Raw genomic sequence first — 6,723 nt, 5'->3', positions numbered from 1 at the left:
CACTAAGAAAAATTAACTTAAATGTGTCCTAAATATTGACGTAGATCCACTTACTCACTTCACTCTTTTCTAATTTTAGAAACGACATAAATAGTAACAAAAGTTGCAAAACCTACAAAGACTAATATATTTGTTATTGGATCATTAATTCTAGGAATAGAATCTTGAAAAACCTTTAAAAGAATTAATGCTCCTATGGTTAAAATTATACCGAGAATTGATACTTGTTTCATTTTCTCCCCCCTCAATTACTAATACTTTAATTACTATCTATATCCTAGTTAAAAGTCGCTTACACTTCTACCATGCATTGGTTGCACTTTGTCAACTTACGGTTGCAATCATGTAAAACAGTGTGTTTTGCGACAAACATTCCATGCTTACATACATACTGACAAAATAATAGTTTTGCTTAATGGTATATCTTTATTTAAAAACGAAAATGAAATTTTTTCACAAAAAATTTAAAAGCAATTTTAAGTGAAACAAAAAAGGAAAATAGTACACTTTTTCAGACCCCCAAAGTCCACTCAAAAAAATGCCTGTACAATTAGTTTTAGCTAACCATACAGGCCTTTATTAATTAGCTCTTACATTTTACTTTCACACTTATTCCAGATTTAAATATTATCTCCATTTTTTCAACATGAATTATTACTTTGTCAACTAAACGTCTCACAAGCTGTTCATCATATATATCAAGTTCAGATGAGTGAGTTTCTAGGAGTTTAACAATCTCTTCCAACCTATCTCGATCATTATCTTGTTCGGCAATTTTAATTTGTAAAGTTTGCCGCTTTTCTCTTAATCGATAAATCTCATCAACTACTTCATTGTAGTCTTTTTTAGAGTTTGCCAGAAGTATTAAGGAGTTTTGTAACTCCTCTAATTTTTTCTCAACTGTAATAATTTCATTTGGAATGCTGGATGATATGATAAGTGAAATATTTTCTTTTAACACTTGTATAAAATCATCTTGATTACTGAATAGTTCATTTATCGCTTGAATAACTGCTTGTTTTAAGTCATCTTCTCTGATGGTTCGTGCATCGCAAAACACTCCAGTATTCTCTAACCTGCTGACGCATCGCCAGACGATTGACTTCTTTCCTCGGTTGTTCCAATGCACCCTTCTAAATATTTCTCCGCATTTTTCGCAAAATACAATCTGAGCCAAACTATGATTACTGCTGTAATTTCTCCTTTGCCCATTTTTACTAATGTGTGCTATCCTTCGTTTCTTCAATTCTTCTTGCACTAACATAAAGAGATGTTTCGGTATGATAGCTTCGTGATTATTTTCCACATAGTATTGCGGGACAACTCCCTCATTGTTCACCCTCTTTTTCGATAAGAAATCAACTGTATAAGTTTTTTGTAGAAGTGCATCTCCCATATATTTTTCGTTCGTCAGAATTTTATGCAGTGAACTACTGTACCATTTCTTTCTTCCCGCACCTGTTAATATGCCGTCCGCTTCAAGTCCTTTTGCGATTTTATTTAAGCTAGATCCTTCTAGGTATTCTCGGTAAATACGTTTGATGATTTCCGCTTCTTCAGGAACGATTACTAAACGTTTATTTTCGTCTTTCGTGTATCCAAGAAATCGATTATGATTTACTTGCACTTCTCCTTGTTGGTATCGATATTGAATTCCAAGTTTTACGTTTTGGCTGAGTGACTGGCTTTCTTGTTGGGCAAGTGAAGCCATGATGGTCAGCATTACTTCCCCTTTCGCATCCATCGAATTAATGTTTTCCTTTTCAAAGAATACTGGTATTTCTCGTTCTTTTAATTTCCTTATATACTTTAAGCAATCTAACGTGTTCCTAGCAAATCGACTGATGGACTTTGTGATGATCATGTCAATTTTTCCATCCATACAATCCTGTATCATTTTATTAAACTGTTCTCGCATTTTTGTGTTCGTTCCTGTAATTCCATCGTCTGCATAAATCCCTGCAAGTTTCCACTCTGGATTGGCTTGAATGTATGACGTGTAATGTTCGATTTGCACTTCATAACTCGTTGCCTGCTCATCACTGTCGGTTGATACCCGGCAATAAGCGGCCACCCTCAGCTTTTGCTTATCACTTACTTCCCTTGTTCTTCTAGGTCTTGCAGGAATAACTGTAACATTTCTTGAATTTTCCATACTCTAGTTCACCACACTTTCTATTAAACTGTAAACATATTCTGCTTGTTTATATGGGTTGTCATGTTTGATATCGATAGATGGTAAAGTGAATGTGGGAATTTCAAACGGGGTTTCTTCTTGTTTTTTATTTAGTCTTCCTAATTTTTTTGCCCGTTTATATCTTTCTATCTTCACTTTTTCAAATAATTCTTTTGATATTAAGGTAGGAAAAATATCCGTTCCTAAGTATCTTTCATCCGTTAATATTCGGGTAATACCGCCATGATTTCTCTTTATTCCCGCTTCCTTAGCGGCATTTGCTAATGACAATCCTGATAAATACGCTTGAAAAAGATGCTGCAGTTGTTTCAGCTCTTCTTTATTTATGACTACTTTACCGTTTTCAATTTGATAGCCAAATGGTGTATGTGCCATCACCTATTCACCTCTTCCTTTAGCAACAAGCCACTTTTTAATAAAAAACCTATTTTTGTTGACGAGTGTATATAAACCTTTTCAATATATTCGTTAAATATCGTTTCTTCAAATGATGCAACTTCCTGCTGTTTATTGGTGAAACTCATCAGTCTTTTCAGTTCGTAGACTTGTTCTTCTTCGTTGCGAATAAGTCGTAGCAACCGTTCTTTATCCTCCAACAACTCATTAATTTGGTTGTCCATCTTCGCCCGTTGTTCTTCATACAATTTCTGTTCTAAAAACTTATCATCCATTAGCTTTTTCAACATTTGACTCTTTGCATAGCACTCGGTCAATTGCAGTTCAATATTATCGAGTTGCTCTTCTATATCCTGTTTAAAGCCATTTTTCATTGTTTCAAATAGCGGATGCAGTATTTCTTTACGAGCAAATATAAGTTTATTCATCATCGTAATAAATGCCTGATGAATACGTTCTTCCCTTATAAAAAGCATCGAACATTCATCTTTATTTTTGATATGTGTTGAACAGCACCAGGCAATATATTTTTTATGGGTTGAAGTATGAATTCTTCTTTTAAAGGTATCGCCACACTCTGCGCATTCAATCTTTCCTGAAAATGGATAGCGATTTAAATATTTTCTACTTCCGACTGCTACATTCTTCTGACTTGCTTGGTATTCGAGCATCTGATTAGCCGCTTCAAAATCAGCATGCGTAATAATCGCCACATGATGATTTTCGATTAGGTATTGATCAAGTTCACCTTGATTAACCTTTCGATTAAAATGCTCATCGGTAAAAGTTTTTTGAAGCAGCACATCTCCCGTGTATTTTTCATTCTTAACCATTCCGCGAATCGTCGTTCCCGTCCAATTTCCATTTCTTTTTGTCGGAATCCCTTCTTCATTTAATTGTCTAGCAATTCGTTCTGTTCCTATTCCTTCAAGTACACTGTTGAATATTTGCTTGACCACTTGTGCTTGTTCTTCATTTACAACAACCTGTTCATCAATATAATCGTAACCGTAAGGCGGATACGATAATTTGTACGTCCCGCGTTTGAATCGTTGCCTAATCGACCACTTACTATTTTCGGAAAGTGACACAGATTCATTTTCTGCAAGGCTACTTAAGATTGAAAGCATGAGTTCACTTTCCATCGAATTCGTATTGATATTTTCTTTTTCAAAATAAATGTGCACACCTAAGTCCATAAGCTTTCTTACTAACTCCAAGCAGTCAATTGTGTTTCTTGCAAATCTACTGATAGATTTTGTTAAAATGAAGTCAATCTTTCCTTTTTCGCAGTCGGATATTAAGCGAAGCAATTCAGATCGTCTATCTTTTTTTGTTCCTGTGAGCCTTCATCACTATAAATTTCAACGAGCTGCCATTCTTCATTTGTTTCAATCAATGTCTTGTAGTGTCTTCTCTGTGTTTCCAAACTAATAAGCTGATCTTCATTGGATGTTGACACCCTTATATATGCAGCGACCTTTTGTTTCGGTTTTCCTATTGAAGATGTTGTCACATCAAGTGTTGTTATCTTTCTCATCCACTCACCCTCCTTTCTTGTATGTGACATATTAGCGTTAGAACGCTGTTATATCAAGGTTTATCGTACATTAAAGGGCCTAATAAAGTATTGAATTTTTGATGATTTAGTTTGCTTATTTGATTGAATTCTTCCTGTGAAATGAGTTCTTTTTCACGTAACTTCATAAGCATTTTTTCAGCAAGATGAAAATTAAGTTCATTTTGAAGTTGTTCTACAGTTGGTTTTGATGGTTTATTATTCGGCTTTTGATTGTTAGGTGAGAGATGTGTCATTCGCATATGGTTTTCCTCCTAAATAGTCATCTACCTATATGCGAAAAAAAGCGGAGATTCGAATCCCCACAGTAGCCTTTTTATAAATGTTTCTTGATATGTGAGATGTAGTATATAAAAAAATTAAAAAACCGACAAACTCTACAAAGTTCATCGGTTTTTTATTTTTTTGGGAGTTCGATCGTTACGGAAAAACCAGCGTATTTACTGTGTCCAATTAACATTATTCCATCATGGGACTGTAGAATTTGTTTTACGATAAGCAAACCTAAACCATGTCTTTGTTCAGTTGTGGCAACATCACTAATCATATAATGTGGAGTGTTATTCAGCTTTTCAATTTGGTCATCGGTTGCTCCAACACCATCATCCTCTACTATAATCATACATTTATTTTGTATTGTATGAACCATAACATAGATTGTACACCCATTTTCATTATGATTGATGCAATTTTGAATAAGATTACTAATAGCCCTTTTCATTAAGTCCTCGTCAGCTTGAATAATGCAAGAACTTAATTTATCGTCAGTTTTCCATTCAATTGGATAGTTGTTTTCAATATCATTATTAATAAAATCAACCACAACCTGCCGCACAAGTGCAATGACATTTATCCTTTTGGGATTTAATGGTTGCATATTGTATTCAAGTTTGGAAGCAAGATTAAGGTCATTTATTAAATTACGCATTTTTTTGCTCTGTCTAAGGATAACCCTCGCTTTTTTTCGTTCTTCAGGTGTTAAATCTGGGTTGTCTTCGAGTTGCCCAGCATAGCCCATCACCATTGAAAGCGGTGTTCGTATATCGTGTGAAACTCCTGCTATCCAATTTACTCTTGCCGTTTCTCTCTTTTCAAGTTCTCTTTCTTGAGACTTCAGAATTTGTGAAGTCTGGTTAATATTCATAGCAAGTTCAGATAGTACTCCCTTTTCTTTAAGCTGTACCTGTTTTCTTTCAGCCAAATCTCGTATTCCTTGGACAATCGGATTGACCGATCTCGATAGCTTTCCTGTTGTCCAAATATAGATAATAAAAATCAAAATAACATTACAAAATAGAACTACAAGAAATGTTCGCGGAAGATGGGCAATGAATTGATAGTCCCAACTTGGCCATAAGTGTTTCCAATAGCTATCTTTCGGATAGCCAAGCACTAAAAGTCCATTCTCAGTATCTCCCGTATAAGTCGGATACCCTTCTATATAACCGGATGTGAGTGAAGAGATATCGGAAAGGGAGTATGTCGCCGGTATGGTGTTGGGAAGGTTATCTGTATGCCAAACGACTGTTTTAGTATTTTCGCCTATCAGAATCGCCCAGATGTCCTCATTTTGCAGAAACGTTAGTGTAGCGTTATCCATGGCATACCCACTATCCGTTTTATATAGCTTATCTGCTATCTCCTCTGCTATCGTATACGGCGAATCACTTGGCGACTGATTAATTGAGAAAAAAAACAGTACAAAAAAATTTAAAACAAGCAGCAAAAATATACTTAGAAGTAAAATGCCAATAAATCGCCCTATCAGTTTCGGAACGCTTTTCATATCAACTTTCCTCCGTAGTTAGCTTGTATCCCAACCCTTTAACTGTTATAAGCGATATTGGTTGAGATGGGTTTTTTTCAATCTTTTGACGAATACGACGAATATGTGCCATCAATGAGTTTTCATATCCGAAGGGATTGTCGCCCCAGGCTGCTTCACATAGAGTATCAATTGTTACAATCCGTCCTGCATTACGATAAAGTGCTAAAAGTATTGAGTGTTCTTTTGCCGTCAATGCAATGTGTTCGCCGTTTTTAATGACTTCAGCACGTTCAAAATCTATTTCACTGTCTTGTAATCTGACAGTCGGATTATCGTCCTTATAACTTCTTCGTAGAATTGCTGTGATGCGAAAAGTTAATTCCTTAGGCAAGAAAGGTTTGACTACATAATCATCTGCTCCATGGCCAAGTCCTTTCAACTTGTCCTCATCCTCACCACGAGCAGTTAAAAACAATATTGGATAGTCTGCTATGGTCTTCAATTTTTTCATCAAAGAAAATCCATCACCATCAGGAAGCATCACGTCAAGGATAGCAAGTTCTGGCGAATATTCCTCTGCTGTTTCTAATGCTTGTTTAACATTCTTTGCAGTACGTATATTGTTAAAGCCCTCTTCTTTCAAAATAGAAACCACCATATCTAATAGTTGAGACTCGTCATCTACCAACAGGATCCGTTTTTGTTTCAAATAATTAAGACTCATTTCTTCACCCTCTTTACACTTTATATTGTAGCGTACATTTATATCTTTTTCCTACTTTT

General features: G+C 35.3%; 8 protein-coding genes. All 8 read right to left on the bottom strand.

The window, feature by feature from the left end:
* Positions 1 to 59: 59 nt before the first annotated feature.
* The 8 genes from IEX94_RS16725 to IEX94_RS16695 all read right to left on the bottom strand — a co-directional run bounded on the left by IEX94_RS16725 (position 60) and on the right by IEX94_RS16695 (position 6,664).
* Positions 60 to 233 (bottom strand): hypothetical protein, encoded by a 174-nt coding sequence (locus IEX94_RS16725; RefSeq protein WP_188859072.1) that lies wholly within the window; start codon positions 231 to 233, stop codon positions 60 to 62.
* A gap of 350 nt (positions 234 to 583) precedes the next feature.
* A complete protein-coding gene (locus IEX94_RS16720; RefSeq protein ID WP_188859071.1) occupies positions 584 to 2,155 on the bottom strand; it encodes a recombinase family protein in 1,572 nt (523 codons plus the stop codon).
* Positions 2,156 to 2,158: 3 nt separating this feature from the next.
* Positions 2,159 to 2,572: a serine integrase family protein gene (locus IEX94_RS16715; protein WP_188859073.1), complete on the bottom strand. Its 414-nt coding sequence runs from the start codon at positions 2,570 to 2,572 to the stop codon at positions 2,159 to 2,161.
* The gene (locus IEX94_RS20050; protein ID WP_268239602.1) at positions 2,572 to 3,906 is read right to left on the bottom strand and encodes a recombinase family protein; all 1,335 of its coding nucleotides are present in this window, start codon (positions 3,904 to 3,906) and stop codon (positions 2,572 to 2,574) included. The genes IEX94_RS16715 and IEX94_RS20050 overlap by 1 nt, the downstream gene beginning before the upstream one ends.
* Positions 3,894 to 4,133 (bottom strand): recombinase family protein, encoded by a 240-nt coding sequence (locus tag IEX94_RS20045; protein WP_268239601.1) that lies wholly within the window; start codon positions 4,131 to 4,133, stop codon positions 3,894 to 3,896. Before IEX94_RS20045 ends, IEX94_RS20050 begins: the two co-directional genes overlap by 13 nt.
* 53 nt (positions 4,134 to 4,186) lie before the next feature.
* Positions 4,187 to 4,414, bottom strand: coding sequence for an SHOCT domain-containing protein (locus tag IEX94_RS16705; protein ID WP_188859070.1), 228 nt, complete (start codon positions 4,412 to 4,414; stop codon positions 4,187 to 4,189).
* A 155-nt stretch (positions 4,415 to 4,569) separates the two neighbouring features.
* Positions 4,570 to 5,958, bottom strand: a complete 1,389-nt coding sequence (locus IEX94_RS16700) for a sensor histidine kinase (RefSeq protein ID WP_188859069.1) — start codon at positions 5,956 to 5,958, stop codon at positions 4,570 to 4,572.
* Position 5,959: 1 nt separating this feature from the next.
* Complete coding sequence (locus IEX94_RS16695; protein ID WP_188859068.1) at positions 5,960 to 6,664, bottom strand: response regulator transcription factor; 705 nt, start codon at positions 6,662 to 6,664, stop codon at positions 5,960 to 5,962.
* Positions 6,665 to 6,723 lie beyond the last annotated feature (59 nt).

The sequence above is a fragment of the Oceanobacillus indicireducens genome (assembly GCF_014647195.1).
In the GTDB taxonomy this organism is placed as follows: Bacteria; Bacillota; Bacilli; order Bacillales; family Amphibacillaceae; genus Oceanobacillus; species Oceanobacillus indicireducens.
This window is presented reverse-complemented; position numbering and strand designations above follow the sequence as displayed.